Source organism: Gardnerella sialicivorans subsp. sialicivorans, assembly GCF_056746795.1.
The window spans coordinates 1-14,978 of sequence record NZ_JBWPXA010000005.1 but is presented as its reverse complement, the minus strand read 5'-3'; the positions used below and the strand labels follow the sequence as shown (position 1 = coordinate 14,978).

At 43.4% G+C, this 14,978-nt stretch carries 9 protein-coding genes; all 9 read left to right on the top strand.

Features of this window, described 5'->3' with window-relative positions:
• Positions 1-191: 191 nt before the first annotated feature.
• The 9 genes from AC1EKB_RS04670 (at position 192) to AC1EKB_RS04630 (ending at position 14,855) form a co-directional block, all read left to right on the top strand.
• Positions 192-1,175 carry an ABC transporter permease gene (locus AC1EKB_RS04670; RefSeq protein WP_415694338.1) on the top strand — a complete coding sequence of 328 codons (984 nt, stop codon included), beginning with the start codon at positions 192-194 and terminating at the stop codon, positions 1,173-1,175.
• Between the two features lie 26 nt (positions 1,176-1,201).
• On the top strand, positions 1,202-2,149 hold the full coding sequence (locus AC1EKB_RS04665) for an ABC transporter permease (protein WP_481248963.1): 948 nt from the start codon (positions 1,202-1,204) through the stop codon (positions 2,147-2,149).
• Between the two features lie 30 nt (positions 2,150-2,179).
• A complete protein-coding gene (locus AC1EKB_RS04660) occupies positions 2,180-4,075 on the top strand; it encodes an ABC transporter ATP-binding protein (RefSeq protein WP_481248962.1) in 1,896 nt (631 codons plus the stop codon).
• A 325-nt stretch (positions 4,076-4,400) separates the two neighbouring features.
• Positions 4,401-6,149, top strand: a complete 1,749-nt coding sequence (locus AC1EKB_RS04655; protein WP_481248961.1) for an ABC transporter family substrate-binding protein — start codon at positions 4,401-4,403, stop codon at positions 6,147-6,149.
• A 240-nt stretch (positions 6,150-6,389) separates the two neighbouring features.
• The gene (locus AC1EKB_RS04650; protein WP_481248960.1) at positions 6,390-8,216 is read left to right on the top strand and encodes an ABC transporter ATP-binding protein; all 1,827 of its coding nucleotides are present in this window, start codon (positions 6,390-6,392) and stop codon (positions 8,214-8,216) included.
• Between the two features lies 1 nt (position 8,217).
• Positions 8,218-10,014, top strand: a complete 1,797-nt coding sequence (locus tag AC1EKB_RS04645) for an ABC transporter ATP-binding protein (RefSeq protein ID WP_481248959.1) — start codon at positions 8,218-8,220, stop codon at positions 10,012-10,014.
• A 122-nt stretch (positions 10,015-10,136) separates the two neighbouring features.
• On the top strand, positions 10,137-11,117 hold the full coding sequence (locus AC1EKB_RS04640) for a TatD family hydrolase (protein ID WP_481248958.1): 981 nt from the start codon (positions 10,137-10,139) through the stop codon (positions 11,115-11,117).
• Positions 11,118-11,317: 200 nt separating this feature from the next.
• A complete protein-coding gene (locus AC1EKB_RS04635) occupies positions 11,318-13,816 on the top strand; it encodes a KUP/HAK/KT family potassium transporter (protein ID WP_481248957.1) in 2,499 nt (832 codons plus the stop codon).
• A gap of 169 nt (positions 13,817-13,985) precedes the next feature.
• Positions 13,986-14,855, top strand: a complete 870-nt coding sequence (locus AC1EKB_RS04630; protein WP_415694346.1) for an HD domain-containing protein — start codon at positions 13,986-13,988, stop codon at positions 14,853-14,855.
• Positions 14,856-14,978: the final 123 nt, after the last annotated feature.

Sequence of the window (14,978 nt, the reverse complement as noted above, 5' to 3'; positions counted from 1 at the left end):
TTTTAAGCAATGTACATAGGTTAGCTAAAAATATACTAATTACACGTCCAAATTATTAGGGCTTACTTAAGTGTGCCTTAAACGCTTATGATTTGTCTTTTTAATTAGTGGTTAAATGATGGCAGTGTGCAAGCGTAAGTTTGCAGTTACCAGATGGAGGTAACAATGTTTAGACGTAGAAAAGAGTCACAATGATACGATACATCGTTAAACGATGCCTGAATTATGTTGTGATGCTGTTTGTGTCCGTATCCATGACGTATTTCTTGGCAAGTGCATTTATGGATCCGCGATCGAATTATATGTCTAGGCATCCGCATCCGCCAATTCCTTCTATTAACCGTTCTTTGGATTTGGCAAACATTAATGACCAAACTCCAGTTATTACAAGGTATTTGCGTTGGATTACTGGTGTTCTTACTCGTTGGGATTGGGGATTAAGCCCAGAGCAAGCACCTGTTGGTCCTGCGATTGCAGCGCGTATCGGCGCGTCTGTGCAGCTTGTTACATGCGCAACTGTTCTTGGCATTGTTTTAGGTGTTAGCGTTGGCGTTTATACTGCTATTCGCCAATATAAGTGGCAAGACAGGGTTCTTAACTCTATTGCTACGTTCTTGCTTGTTGTGCCAGCCGCCGTGTTTGGATTACTTATTGTTTTAGCCGCGATTAGCATTAATAACGCTGCTGGTTCTCGTTTATTCTTTGTTACTGGATTACATTCCTACCAAGGTTCTAATCCTATTGCTTTTATTCTTGACTTCTTGCAGCATTTGATTTTGCCAACAATTGTTATGACTGTTCCTGGCATGGTTGGATATCATCTTACGCAGCGCACTTATTTGCTTGACACTATGAATGCTGATTATGTTCGTACTGCTCGTGCTAAGGGCTTGCCTTTGAACATTGCTATTCGTCGTCACGCTTTGCGCACTTCTTTGATTCCTACTGCCGTAGATGTTGCCTTCTCGATTGCAGGCGTTTTTACGGGCGCTGTGATTACCGAAACCGTGTTTGCAATTAACGGTTTGGGTAGCTACTTCGTACAAACTATTTCTAATAACGACATTAATGGTTCTGTTGCTATTGCTGCGTTCGGAGCCGTATGTACTTTGGCTGGAGCCTTGTTGGCAGATATCTTCTCCGCTTGGCTTGATCCTCGTATTCGTTTGAGCTAATTGCGCAACAGTGTAGGTGTATTGATATGAGTAAAAAAGATGTATCTTCAAAGACTCAAGAGTCTGCTGCCGATAAAAAGGCAACTGCTAATTCTTGGGGTAATTTTAAGCGCACAGGCAAAATGACGCTTTATACACGCCGCTTCTTTAGGCGTCCATCCGCTGTTGTTGGCTTAGTTTTACTTGTTCTCTTGATTCTTCTTGCTTTGTTTGGCTCTAAGATTGGCAAGTGGGGCTACGATGAGCCTGATTTTACGGCTCTTGCAACTCCTCCTAGTGCCGAACATTGGCTTGGCACAACGCCTGGCGGATCAGACATGTATGCAATGGTTGTTCGCGGACTTGGTCGCTCGCTTTCTATTGGTATTGTAAGCTCCATTTCGATTACGATTATTGCTGCTTTGGTTGGTACTGCTATTTCTTACTTTGAAGGTTGGTTTGAGCAGGTTGGCATGTGGCTTCTAGACATGCTTTTGATTGTTCCATCCTTCTTGCTTATTGCTTTGATTGTTAGCTCTTCTACTGGCGGCAACGATTGGCTGTGGCTTGCCTTTGGCATGACTTCCTTTGGTTGGATTGGTTATGCTCGTACGCTTAGGACTTTGACTTTGAGCTTGCGCGAACGCGAATATGTGCGTGCCGCTAAGTTTGAAGGCGTTTCTTCGTTCCGCATTATTGTTCGCCACCTTGTTCCAAATCTTGGTTCCGTTTTGATTATTAACACGGTTCTTGGTGTTATCGGCGCAATCAATGGCGAAACAGCATTGAGCTTCTTGGGTCTTGGTATTAAGGCTCCAGATACTTCTTTGGGTACTCTTCTTAACGTTGGTCAAAGTAGCGTTATGACATCTCCTTGGGTTCTTTTAGTTCCTTCTGCGGTTTTGGTTGTTTTGACTTTCTCCGTTCAGCTTATTGGAGATGGCTTGCGCGATGCGATTGATCCATATTCTAGGTCTGTTGGTAAGGCCGAGTAGGGCTGAGTAAGGCTTGTTGGAGGTTTAAACATGACTGATATGGGTAATAACGCAAATAAGGAAGACTTTGCAATGGAAAATCAGAACAACGAACCACTTCTTTCTGTGCGCAACTTGCAAGTTAGCTTTGCTTCGGAAGCTGGTACAGTTCACGCTGTTCGCAATATGAACTTTGACTTGTATCGCGGCAAAACCATTGGTATTGTTGGCGAGTCTGGATCTGGTAAGTCTGTTACTTCTTTGGCTGTTATGGGCTTGCTAGATAAGAATGCTTCGGTTAAGGGTTCTGTTGTTTATAAAGGCGAAGAGCTTTTAACAAAGTCTGATGTAGAGATGAGTAAGATTCGCGGTAAGAACATTGCAATGGTGTTCCAAGACCCTCTTTCTGCGCTTACTCCAGTGTTTTCTATTGGAGACCAGCTTAAGGAAGCTTTGGTTATTCATAATCCAAATATGACCGAAGAGCAGATTCGCGATCGCTCTATTGAGCTTCTTAACTTGGTAGGTATTACTAAGCCAGCTGAGCGCTTAAAGTCTTTCCCTCACGAGTTTTCTGGTGGCATGCGTCAGCGCGTTATGATTGCAATGGCAATCGCGAATAACCCAGATATTATTATTGCCGATGAGCCTACTACCGCTTTGGACGTTACGATTCAGGCTCAAGTTTTGGACGTTTTGAAGAAAGCTCAGCGCGAAACTGGTGCAGCAATGATCTTCATTACTCACGATTTGGGTGTTATTGCTGGCGTTGCAGACGAAGTTATTGTTATGTATGCGGGTCATTTGGTTGAGCATAATAGCGTTGAGGAGATTTTTGCTAACCCAACTCAGCCATACACAATCGGCTTGCTTGGCGCTGTTCCGCGCGTTGATCAAAAGCGTACTCGCCGTCTAACTCCAATCTCTAAGCCAACAATGGATATGTTGATGGAAGAGGAAAAGAGTGGCGATACTAGCAACATGATGGGTCTAGAAGCAGAAAGCGAAACTGTTCGCGCGCTGCTTCATGCAGAAACCGAAAAAACGATTAAGCCAATGTTTGAGGGCATTCCTCGCGAGGATCGCAAGGTTGTTTTGGACGTTAAGGGCTTAGTTAAAACATTCCCGATTACAGGTGGCGGTTTCTTGCGACGCAAGGTTGGCGAAGTTCGCGCTGTTGATGGCATTGATCTTGAGATTCGCGAAGGCGAGACTGTAGCTCTTGTTGGCGAATCAGGTTCTGGTAAGTCAACTACTTTGATGGAAATCATGAGCTTAAAGAAGCCGGAAGCTGGATCCATTACCGTCTTCGGTACCGAACTTAACGATAAATTGACTAACGAGCAGCGTCGTGAGCTTCGCTCTAAGATTCAATACGTGTTCCAGGACCCTATGAGCTCTCTTGACCCACGTATGCTTGTTTACGATATTTTGGCGGAGCCTCTTCATGTTCAAAAGAAGTCGAAGGAAGAGATTCGTCAGCGTATTGCGGAGCTTATGCAGCTTGTTGAGCTGAATCCAGACCAGGTTGATCGCTTCCCAACGCAGTTCTCGGGCGGTCAGCGTCAGCGTATTGCTATTGCTCGTGCTTTGGCTGTAAACCCTAAGCTTCTTCTTCTTGATGAGCCAGTTTCGGCTTTGGATGTTTCTATTCAAGCTGGAATTATTAACTTGCTCGAAGACTTGCAAGATAAGTTGGGCGTTGCTTACTTGTTTGTTGCTCACAACATGGCGGTTGTTCGTCACATCTCTAGCCGAATTGCTGTTATGTATCACGGACGCATTGTTGAATCTGGCGAGACGGACGAGGTGTTTGATAATCCTAAGCACCCGTACACTAAGGCTTTGATTAGTGCTGTGCCAATTCCAGATCCTGCTATTGAGAAGAATCGCAAGCGTATTATTCTTAACGAAGAAGATTCGTTTGATGACGTTGCAAGCGTCTGATTCTAATCTTTTGTGAATGCGCCTAAACTTTTGTTTAGGGTAATTTTGATCGCGTGTGTTATGCAAGACACACGCGATTTTTTGTTACAGGCACATAAATTCTAAAAAAAGTAATATATTTTGTTTTTTAATTAAAATAAACTAAAAAATTTTCTGTTTTGCGGTTTTCTGCATTTAATTTTCTTTTTTACGGATTAAATCTTAAGTAACAAAAGCTTAAATTTAGCATTTGTTAAAAAAGTCGTAACACAAAATGTCAAAAGATTAGATATACTCTACACACATACCAGAAAGTGGACATCATTTCTGGGGAATGAGAGGAATCATGAAAAATACTAATGCAGGTAAATTAACTGTATTCGCCGCAGCTGCACTTTCTGTTGCAATGCTGCTCGGCGCTTGCGGTGGCACAACCGCTACTACAGCAGATAAGGCTAAGGGCGGAATGACCGAAGAGCCAGCCGCAGGTGTAGATACTTCCTACACTGGCGATCTTCCAATGCCTAAGGTTGACAAGCGTTATGACAATCCACAGCCTCGTGACAATGTTAAGGATGGCGGTACTTACACGTTCTCGCTTTCCGACATGGGTCCAAACTGGAACTACGCTTCTAACGACGGTAATACCGCTTATATGAGCACTTTGTGGGGCTTCTACCAGCCATCGCTTCCTTATTACGACACTGTTAAGGGCGAGAAGGTTAAGTACAACCCTGATTACATTACTTCTGTTAAGAAGGTTAGCGACAAGCCACTCGTAGTTCAGTACGATTTGAACCCAAAGGCTAAGTGGAACGATGGTACAGACATCGATTACACTGCTTTCAAGGCTACTTGGGAAGTTATGAATGGCAAGAACGAAGCCTACTCTGTACCATCTCACGAGGGCTATGACTGCATTGAGTCCGTTGAGCAGGGTGCAAATCCTAAGCAAGTAATCGTTAAGTACAATAAGCCATGCGCAACTTGGGAATTGCTTTTCGCTCCATTGGTTCATCCAAAGGCAACCGATCCAGCGGTATTCAACCAGGGTTGGGTAAATAATCCTCACAACGAGTGGGGTGCAGGTCCATTCGAGATTCAGTCCGCAACCGAAGATCAGGTTGTTTTCGTGCGCAATCCAAAGTGGTGGGGCAAGAAGGCAAAGCTTGACAAGGTTGTTGTAAAGCGTATGGAAGATACCGCTGCAATGAACGCCTTCCAGAACGGCGAAATCGATTCCGTGGATTCCATCTCCACCAAGGATAAGGTTAAGGCTGCTCGTAGCGTTAAGGGCGCTCAGCTCCGTTACGGCTACAGCACCAAGATTCGTGTTATTAACTTAAACGCAAAGGCTGGCGCATTCAAAGACAAGGCCGTGCGTAAGGCCGTTGTCCAGGCATTCGACGTTGCCACCTACAACAAGATTCAGTTCCAGGGTATGAGCTGGAAGAGCGAGCAGCCAGGTTCGGAGCTTCTCTCCATGTTCCAGGCTGGCTACAAGAACAACCTCCCAGCTGATGGTAAGTTCAACGTAGAAAACGCTAAGAAGACTCTTGAGGCCGCTGGCTACAAGATGGGCAAAGACGGTTACTACGCTAAGAATGGTAAGACCGTTCAGTTCACATTCACCTTCTTCGGCGATGACTCTACTCAGGCAGCTCTTGCTAACGCATTCCAGGCCATGATGAAGAAGGCTGGCATGAAGTGCAAGACTGTAAACAAGCCTGCTTCTAAGTTCTCTAAGACTGTAACCTCCTTCGACTTCCAGGTGCTTCCAATGGCTTGGGTTTCCCAATCCCCATTGAGCTTCGTGGGATCCGCTTCCCAGGTCTACGGTTCTAAGAGCGATTCCAACTTTACTGGCACTGGCAACAAGAAGATTGATGCCCTGCTCGCCAAGGTTGGTAAGACTTACGATTACAAGGAACAGACTGCATTGGCCAACAAGGCTGAGTCCATGGCTTTCGCCGAGTATGGTACGCTTCCAGTTTCTGCTCCTCCAACCTATCAGGCATACAAGAAGGGCTTCGCTAACGGCGGTCCTGCTGGATATGCTAACGTTTTTGTTGAAAACATTGGTTGGCAGAAGTGAGTAAATTTGTAGCGATAACTCGCGCAAGTTTACTAAGCTGATTGCTTAACTTATAGCATGTGGCGTGTGGTCTTTGGCTGCACGCCACATGCTATTGCGTGTAGTTACACAGAAAATAATCGTGTGCGTGTAGTTACACAGAAAATAATTGCGCAAAATAATTGCGCAAAATAATGTAAACTTAATAAAACTTAATAAAAAAATAAATCGCAAAGTCAAAAATAAGGGAGAATCTAGCGCATGTATGTAAATCCAAGTAAACGCAAAGACGCGAGCAATGTGCGCTGGGTTTTGCAATATTGTAAGCCAGATATGTGGCGAGTAGGCGTATCGCTAGTTCTTTTTACTATAAACGACACAATGGCAATGACAATGCCTCTGCTTTCGGGCTTTATTGTAGACAAAGTCATTATTGGAAAACAGCATGACTTGCTTCTTAACGTATGCGTGCTAATGGTTGCAATGATGATTGTTCGCGTAGGCTCAAGATATATCTACCAGCTTCAAATGGAAAGATTCGGCCAAAACGCCGTGTATCGCCTTGTAAGCGACGAGTACGAGAAGCTACATTCGCTTGACTTTACATACTTTAATCACACGCGCACAGGCGACATTATGAGCCGCATGACTTCGGATACGGACGCGATTCGCCACATTTTAAGCTGGGTGTCTTATATGGCGCTGGATTGCTTAGTAATGTTTGTGTTTGCGCTAGTTATAATGTTTTCAATCCAATGGCAGCTGGCTCTAGCACTTATGGCAATTACACCATTTTTATTCTGGCTTGCAAAGCTTATGGGCAAGAATGCTAGGCTGAAGTTCCTTGCGATTCGCGAATCGTTTGCACGCATGAATTCAATGGTGGAAGAAAACATTGAAGGTAATCGCGTTGTAAAAGCTTTTGTTCGCGAGCCTTTTGAAACAAAGAAATTCGACGATTGCAACGAAGACTACTTTAATCGCAATATTACGCTTGCAAAAAACACGCAAAAATACATGCCATGGCTGGACGGTATGGGCTTTGCGCTGGAGCTTGTAACAGTAGGATTTGGCGGATGGCTTGTGCTTAATGGAAGCATGACTTTAGGCGCGTTTGTAACGTTTAACAGCTTCCTTTGGATGCTCCACATGCCAGTAAGAATGGTTGGGTGGCTTATTAATGATTGGCAGCGATTCAACGCAGGATGCGTAAATATTCGTAAGCTTCTTACGCAAGAATCGCATATTGATTTGCCATCTACATCTGCGGAAAATCTTAAAGTTAAGGGGCGCGTAACTTTTGAACACGTTGATTTTGCGTTCCCAGATGATCTTGATTCACCAATTTTAAGCGATATTGATTTAGATGTTCCAGCAGGCACAAAGCTTGGAATCTTAGGAGAAACGGGGTCTGGAAAGTCAACGCTTGTAAGTCTTATAGCGCGTTTTTATGACACTACGAGCGGTCGCGTTTTGATTGATGGAAAAGACGTGCGCGAATGGCCTCTAGAAACTGTTAGAAATCAAGTTAGCATAGTCGCGCAAGAAACATTCCTGTTTTCCGATACGATTGCAGGAAATATTAGCTTTGGATTGCCTCAAAACGAGGAAAATTGCAAAGAGTTAGATAACACTATTAGGCGCATGGCAAGAATCGCAGATGCAGACGATTTTATTATGAACATGCCAGAAGGCTACGAAACTGTTGTAGGAGAACGAGGAGTTGGCCTTTCGGGCGGTCAAAAGCAGCGCTTAAGTCTTGCTCGCGCGCTAGCTAATAATCCCGCTGTATTAATTATGGACGATACAACTTCTGCAGTAGACATGGAAACTGAGGAGCATATTCAAAAAGAGCTAAAAAAGTTAGACGGCTTGCGAACAGTAATCACAATTGCTCACAGAATCTCATCTGTTAAAGACGCAGACATGATTGTTGTGCTAGATCACGGCAAAATCGTAGAGCGCGGAACGCACGAGCAGCTTGTTGCGTCGCATGGAAGATATTGGGAAATCTACAAAAAGCAGCTTGGTATGCAAACAGGCAAAGCTTTGGGATTTGAAGATTCACACGAGGCTAAGGGGGAGTAGAATGGCGCAGCGCAACACTTATAGAGAAGACGAAGGCCAAGAAGAGCACGTAAATTTGCACGAGTTGATGCGCGTTCGCAAATACATAAAGCCGTACGCATGGCAACTAGTCAAAATAGTTTTAGTTGTTATTAGCGGAAGTTGCATTATGACAGTAACTCCAATGATTACAAAAACACTTATAGATGTAGTTTTGCCTAATAAAAACGTTTCTTATTTGTATGCGCTTATTGCATTGTTTGGCGTGCTTATTGTGCTGTATGAGCTTGGGTTAGCCTACAGGACGCTTGCTATTACGCGACTTGGTCAAATGATAATTAAAGATATGCGACGAGATATTTTTACGCACGTGCAATCGTTATCGTTTGACTACTTCGATTCGCGCCCACACGGCAAGATTTTGATCCGTATAGTAAACTACATAAACACGCTTTCCGACACGCTTTCTTCTGGTTTAATCAACGTGTTTTCCGATGTTTTTGTGCTAATCATTACACTAATCGCAATGTTTGCTATGGATTGGCGAATGGCGTTGTGGAGTCTTGTATTATTCCCAGTTTTTATAATCTGGACTCGCACTTTGCAAATTTTGCAACGAAAAGCGTCTAAAAAACTATCAAATAAGCAAAGCAATCTTAACGCATATTTGCACGAATCAATCGCAGGCGTAAAAACAACTCAGACTTTTGCGCGCGAATCGGAGCAATACGCTACATTCCAAGAGCAGCAGTCGGGAGTTAGAAAAGCGTGGATGCAAAATGTTAGAGTGCAAATGCTGCTTTGGCCTGGAGCTTCGATTATTGAAAGTGCAGCAATTTCGCTGCTCTACTATGTTGGCATAACAAACGCAAGCAGTATGAACATAAGCACGGGTACTCTTATAGCATTTGTGTGGTATTCGAGCACTTTTTGGGAGCCAGTTGTAAACATTGGTAACTTCTACACGCAACTTGTAACATGCTCAGTGTATTTGGAGCGCATTTTTGAGACTTTAAGTATTAAGCCAAATATTGTAGATAAGCCAGATGCAAAAGAATTGCAGAAAATTAAAGGCAAGGTTGACGTAAACGATGTTGTTTTTCGCTACGAAGAGGGCGGAAAGCCGATTTTGAATTTAGTTGACTTACACATTGAGCATGGAACTACGGTTGCGCTTGTTGGACCTACTGGAGCAGGCAAAACAACGCTTGTAAGTCTTCTTTCTAGATTCTACGACGTTTCCGAAGGCTCAATCACCATTGACGGCTACGATGTGCGCTCGGTAACGTTAGCATCTTTGCGAAAGCAAATGGGCGTTATGCTTCAAGACAGCTTTATATTTAGCGGAACTGTTAAAGAAAACATTCGCTACGGCAAGCTTGATGCAACGGACGAGGAGATTGAGGCTGCAGCTCGAGTTGTTCACGCGCACGAGTTTATTGAAGAATTGCCTAATGGCTACAATACGGAGATTGAGGAGAGAGGAGCTACTCTTTCTGCAGGACAAAGGCAGCTTATATCGTTTGCTCGGGTATTACTTGCGAATCCGCGAATTTTGATCCTAGACGAAGCAACAAGCAATATTGATACGCGTACAGAAGAGGCTTTGCAAGCGGGATTAGCTCAATTGCTTAAGAATCGCACTTCTTTTGTGATTGCACACAGGCTTTCTACAATCGAGAATGCGGATTTGATTTGCGTGATTGACCATGGGCAAATCGTGGAGCGCGGAAGCCATGAGCAACTTATGGCGCAAAAAGGTGCGTATTACAGACTTGTGGAATCGCAATACGCTGCGATTAGTGCGGCGATTGCGTAAGCGCAAAGTGGTGTTTAAGAGGCGCAAAAGTCGCGTTTTAAGTCGCGTTTTATGTGTTGTATTAATCCGCGTTTTAATCCGCGTTTTAAGTCACGTTAAATCTGCGACTACACTTGTAAATCATGAGTAAGCATCATCGTGAGCACAATTGGGCGCCTTCTTTAACAGAGCAGTCTGAAATATGGCAGGATCTTATTAAGGAAGGCGTAACAATCGCAGACGACCACACGCATATGTTAAGCGTAGTGGATTTTGCAAAAGATCTTAATCAAGAATTAGCGCAAAAAGGTAGAGATTTAATAGCTGAGCCTAGCGCAAACGACTTAGTAAATAGTGCAAAAGCATCAGGCGTTTCTAAAATGATCGAAGTGGGCTGCGAATATCCAAATTGGCAGCCAACAATAGACTTTGCGACAGCTCATGCAGATTGCGTGCATGCTGCAATAGCGATTCACCCAAACGAAGCACCTTTACATGGTCATAGGGGAGCAGAAGGACCAGACGGCTTGCCAGTAGTTTATAAGCCGTATCACGATATTCCATTTGACGAAGCAATGCAACACTTGCGCTCGCTGGTTGTAGATAACTCAAAAGAAGTAGTTGCGATTGGCGAAACGGGATTAGACTATTTTCGCACAGGCGAGAGCGCAAGAATTTACCAACGCGACTCATTCCGCGCGCATATAGCGCTTGCAAAAGAGCTTAATTTGCCGCTTCAAATTCACGATAGAGATGCGCATAGTGACGTTGTAGAAATTTTACTAAAAGACGGAGCACCAGAGCGCACAGTTTTCCACAGCTATTCTGGTGGAAAAGACTTAGCTCAAGTTCTAAAAGAAAACGGATGGTATGCAAGCTTTTCTGGAACGATTAGCTATAAGGGTAACGAGAATTTGCAAGAATCTGCGCGAATCATTGGAAAAGACCACATAACTGTTGAAACGGATGCTCCGTACCTTACTCCAATGCCTTACCGCGGACGGCCGAACGCGCCTTATATGGTGCCTTACACTCTTGAGTCGTTAGCAAATGTGCTTGACTGTTCTTTGAAGGAAGTAGCAGAATCAACCTTAAAAACAACGAAAGAAATCTACGGTTTTTAGACGATTTAGTCTTATATTCTTTCTTTGATTAAGCCTTATTTTCCAAGGATTCTACGCTTATTTTGCTTTATATATCTGTTGTTGTATACAATATTTAGGTACAAATAAATAAAACTGTAAGCAGTAAGACCGTATGCGACTTCTTATTATGGCAGATTATTGCAAAGAAGAGGTCTTACTTTTTGGAGGAAAAATCAAGCATGACTAAGTCACGCGTTTCAGCGCTATCTAACGATAACGCTAAGGATCTTCGCAACGGGGCGAAGGAGTCTGAGAAGGCTGCTAAGGGAGTAACGAACCCTAAAGAGGCGATTCTAAAAGCCGCTTCTTTTACAAAAGCGCCAAAAGTTTCTCAGAAAACCACCACTCGCGAAGAACGAGAGGCGTTGGCGTATCAGCAAGCAAAAGAGGTTAAAGAGGCTGAAAAGCTTGCGGATAGTGCGGTTAGAGGTCCACTTGGCAGATGGTGGGCGAAGATCCAAACCAGCTCAGATAAATTTACTTTAGGTATGTCGATAGTGGCGTTGGGCGTTGTTTATGGAGATATTGGAACTTCTCCTTTGTACACTGCTCAAACATTCTTAGCTGGTCAAGGCGGATTGCAAAACATTAGTCGCGAAGCCGTTTACGGAATGTTATCCCTAGTGTTTTGGTCAATCACGCTGATCACAACCGTAAAATACGTGTTTGTAGCTATGCGCACAGATAACAAAGGCGAAGGTGGAATTTTTGCACTATACTCGCTTATTAGACGAAAAGGCGCGTGGCTTGCGATTCCAGCAATGATTGGCGGTGCTGCGTTCCTTGCTGATTCTGTTTTAACTCCAGCAGTTTCAATATCTTCCGCAGTTGAAGGTCTGCGAACTATATCTGCGTTTAGGCCTATTTTCTTAGAAAACGATAATCTATCTTTAATGATCACCGTGGTTATTATTGTGATTCTGTTTTCGGTTCAACAGCGAGGAACTGAAAGAATAGGCAAAGTTTTCGGCATAGTAGTTATGATATGGTTCGGATTCCTAGCGCTTGTTGGAATCATGAATATTGGAGAAGATTGGGCAATTTTTGAAGCTTTGAACCCAATTTACGGCTTGAAGTTTTTGTTTAGTTCGCACAATGTGCAAGGAATGGCGTTAATGGGCATCATATTCCTTTCCACAACAGGTGCGGAAGCCTTGTATTCTGATATGGGCCATGTTGGGCGTGGAAACGTTTACGTTACGTGGCCATTTATTAAAGTTGCTCTTGTTCTAAACTACTTTGGTCAAGGCAGCTGGATGCTACAACATCAAAACAATAAAGCATTATGGTCTATAGAAGGCTTAAATCCTTTCTTCCAGATGCTTGGACCAAACTTGCGCTACGTTGCTGTTGTGCTTTCTGTAACAGCGGGCATTATTGCATCCCAGGCTTTGATTACTGGTGCTTTTACTATGGTTTCGGAAGCTACCAGCCTTAACTGGATGCCTCATCTTCAAGTGCGATACCCTGCGCGAACTCGCGGACAGCTTTATATTCCTGTTGTTAATTTTGTGCTCTGTATTGCAACGCTTACAGTTTTGGCTGTGTTTAAGGATTCTGAGCATATATCTGGAGCGTACGGTCTTGCGCTTACGCTTACCATGATTGCAACAACAATACTTCTTACGGTTCACATGTGGTATCAAAAGAAGAAGGTTGGCGCTTTAATTTTTGCAGCCGTGTTCTTAATTATTGAAATCATGTTCTTTATTGCTTCTATGGCAAAGTTTATGCATGGTGGCTGGTTCACTATGCTTCTTGGCGCTTCGATTTTGATTATTATGCTCACTTGGAAAGATGGCACTAAGATTGAGCGTTCGCAGCGATTGCACATGAAGCCTAAGGACTTTTTGCCTGTTCTAGATAAGTTACACAGTGATTTTAGAATTCCTTATTTTGCAGACAATATTGTGTATTTGACTTCCGATAGGGAGATGAAGCGTCTAGATACTGGCATTTTCTTCTCGATTTTTGCGGATCATCCTAAGCGCGCTCGCGCGTGGTGGGCTGTTTCTGTAGAAACGGATGATGCTCCGTTTACTCGCGAATATTGCGTGGAGAATTTTGGAACGGATTATTTGTTCCGCGTTAAAATCAAGCTTGGATTTAAGGTTTCTCCTTCGATTCCTGCATATTTGCATCAAATTATGCACGATTTGTCGCACACGGGCGAGCTTCCGCAGCAGCAGTCTGTGTACCCTAAGGTAGATGCGGATCCAGATATTGGCCCAATTCGTTACGTTCTTTTGCACAAGGCGTTAATGCCTGAGTCGAATATTTCTTTGCGTGGCGCATTGTCGCTAAAAATGAAGTATGCGATTCGCCATATTGCTGGAACGCCAGTTAAGTGGTTTGGCTTAGCTCCGTATAATCCTGTTGTAGAAGTTCAGCCGTTGTTTGTTTCTACTCGTAGACCTCCTCGATTAAAGCGAGAAGAGGTTGCTTCTTCTAGAGCTGTTCAGTCTTTGCAAGGCAACGATGTTGCTGCACAAGCTTCGGTTGATGCCGAGCAAACTACGATTATGAATGCTAGAGATATTGCTGCAGCGAATGTTTCTGCAGAAATAAAGTCTGAAAATAAGTCTGGAAGCAAGTCCGAAAATAAGGAGACTAAAATATCTAATACTGGCAAAATCGCTAGAATAGATACTGGTCAGATTAAAGCAGTTAAAAAATAACTAAAATCCGTATTATTGCTTTATTGCTAATCGGCCGTTTGCGTTGGCTTGCTTTTGCGTGCGCATTTGTGTGTGTTTGCATGTGTGTGTATGTGTTTATGTGTGCGCGTTGGCTTGCTTTCAATAACGGCCGTTTTGTGATTGATGGGATTTAAGGAGTGCGATTGTTATGCTTGCAAATATTCCTGATTTTAATACGATTGAAAAGTTGCATCGCGCTGCCTCGCCTAGCGAAGACGCTTATAATCTTATTCATTGCCATTGCATTGTTATCGCTACAATATCTTGGATGCTTGCTAGACACCAAAATCAGCTGTTGGCTTTTAAGCAGCTTAATTTGAATGAGAATCTTGCGGATTTTGATGATTTTGAGAATCTTGCGGATTTTGCGGATAAGTCGCAAGCAGATGTTGAGCAAATTATGCTTCGTCAAATGTCTAAAATCAATGAAGATCTAAAAAACAGGTGTGATTTAGCAAAGTCGTGTCTTAAAAAGTTAATTGACACAAATCCACTTGAGCTTCCTAAAGTTAGTGGCGGAATCGCGCCGAAAGATTATGTAGACGAATATGCGGCGTTTGCAGGCGGATTGTTGCACGATATTGGAACGTATTTTGTTTTAGCTAAAGACGGTTCAAAAGCTGCGGATGGCAAGTTGGAGTTTGACGGGCCGAATTATATTTTGCACGGCTTGCGTGGCTACAACTACTTGATTGATAACGGTTTTAGTGAAGATATTGCGCAATTTGCGCGTAACCATACGGGCGTTGGGCTAACTCGCGAGCAAGTTGTTGCGCAAAATTTGCCACTTCCAGCTGGCGATTATATTCCGCGCACAGTTGAGCAAGAAATTGTGATGGTTGCAGATAAATACAACAGTAAGTCGATTCCGCCGCGATTTTTAACGGTAGATACGTATAGGCGTAAGGCTGCGCGCTTTGGCGAAGAGAACGCAAAGCGATGGATGTGCTTGGTTAATAAGTATGGCAGAGTGAGCGTTTGCAAGCTTGCAGATTTCTTTGGGCTTAAGGTTGATTAGGCAAGGTTGATTAGTTGTTTGATTAGTTAGTGCGATTATTTATCTTGCGACACTCCCGTGTTTTGGTTTTTGGGGGTGTTTTTCTTGTTTTTTTGGATTATTTTTGTTTTGTTTTTGTTGGTG

Coding starts and splice junctions, on each gene's coding strand:
- AC1EKB_RS04655 (WP_481248961.1), top strand. CDS start 4,401: ATGAAAAATACTAATGCAGGTAAATTAACTGTATTCGCCGCAGCTGCA.
- AC1EKB_RS04635 (WP_481248957.1), top strand. CDS start 11,318: ATGACTAAGTCACGCGTTTCAGCGCTATCTAACGATAACGCTAAGGAT.
- AC1EKB_RS04670 (WP_415694338.1), top strand. CDS start 192: ATGATACGATACATCGTTAAACGATGCCTGAATTATGTTGTGATGCTG.
- AC1EKB_RS04640 (WP_481248958.1), top strand. CDS start 10,137: ATGAGTAAGCATCATCGTGAGCACAATTGGGCGCCTTCTTTAACAGAG.
- AC1EKB_RS04645 (WP_481248959.1), top strand. CDS start 8,218: ATGGCGCAGCGCAACACTTATAGAGAAGACGAAGGCCAAGAAGAGCAC.
- AC1EKB_RS04660 (WP_481248962.1), top strand. CDS start 2,180: ATGACTGATATGGGTAATAACGCAAATAAGGAAGACTTTGCAATGGAA.
- AC1EKB_RS04630 (WP_415694346.1), top strand. CDS start 13,986: ATGCTTGCAAATATTCCTGATTTTAATACGATTGAAAAGTTGCATCGC.
- AC1EKB_RS04665 (WP_481248963.1), top strand. CDS start 1,202: ATGAGTAAAAAAGATGTATCTTCAAAGACTCAAGAGTCTGCTGCCGAT.
- AC1EKB_RS04650 (WP_481248960.1), top strand. CDS start 6,390: ATGTATGTAAATCCAAGTAAACGCAAAGACGCGAGCAATGTGCGCTGG.